The 1009-nt window shown below is 42.9% G+C and carries 2 protein-coding genes; both read right to left on the bottom strand.

What is annotated here, in order from left to right; genetic code table 11:
* Positions 1–284, bottom strand: a 284-nt coding sequence (locus ACTF6W_RS12305) for an ATP phosphoribosyltransferase regulatory subunit (protein ID WP_438994845.1), incomplete at its 3' end; no start/stop codon positions are given.
* Positions 285–304: 20 nt separating this feature from the next.
* Positions 305–1009: (E)-4-hydroxy-3-methylbut-2-enyl-diphosphate synthase (gene ispG / locus ACTF6W_RS12300; RefSeq protein WP_438994844.1), on the bottom strand; the 705-nt coding region annotated here is incomplete at its 5' end.

The raw sequence follows: 1009 nt of genomic DNA, 5'->3' as shown, positions 1-1009 counted from the left end.
CCGTTTGATATAAAGGCACGCGCTATTCCCGCGGTATATTCAGGACGTAGTGTGATTTGTTCTCCGCCGCGGTCTTCAAACGTATACATTTCTTTTGTAACAACATCTGACGTATCCCCTAGGGTACGTTTAAACGTTTCTGTAAATTCAAAAATAGGCGTATCGATTTCTTGATGCGAATATCGTTCTGCTACTTTTTTGAAAATTTCAAAAATTGTGCGAAAGCGAATGGCTTTTTCGCCAAGTATATCGTGTGTTCCCCGCACAGGTTGGAGCCGCGCCACTTTTTATCTCCTAAATTTTTCTATGAAGGTTGTCCACTAACGGCTTCTTTTTCAAGTTCGACAGCTTTAGCCTCTACCAGCTCAACAATATGATCAATAATACTGTCGTCGTCAATCTTATGATCGGTCATACCGCTTAAATAAACCATATGATTTCCGTTTCCACCGCCCGTCAGTCCGATATCAGTTTCTTTGGCCTCACCAGGACCATTAACCACGCACCCAATAATACTCAGTGACATTGGTGTGGATATATGATCAAGGCGTTTTTCTAAAGTCTCAACCGTTTTGATCACATCATAAGCTTGGCGTGCACAAGAAGGACAAGAAATAATTCTTACGCCTCGGTGACGTAAGTCTAGGCTTTTTAACATATCAAAACCAACTTTGATTTCTTCAACGGGATCAGCTGACAAAGAGACACGGATCGTATCCCCAATACCGGACCATAGAAGCATACCCATACCAATAGAAGATTTTACGGTACCCGCACGAAGCCCGCCCGCTTCCGTCACACCCACATGAAGAGGGTAATCACAGGCTTCCGCTAAACCTTGATACGCGGCTACGGCTAAAAAGACATCAGATGCTTTCACGCTTATTTTAAATTCAAAGAAGTCATTATCTTCTAAAATACGCGCATGTTCGAGTGCGCTTTCAACCATGGCATCAGGGCAGGGTTCGCCATATTTTTCAAGTAAATGTTTTTCAAGTGATCCCGCATT

Source organism: Pseudemcibacter sp., assembly GCF_965661635.1.
Taxonomy (GTDB): domain Bacteria; phylum Pseudomonadota; class Alphaproteobacteria; order Sphingomonadales; family Emcibacteraceae; genus Pseudemcibacter.
This window is presented reverse-complemented; position numbering and strand designations above follow the sequence as displayed.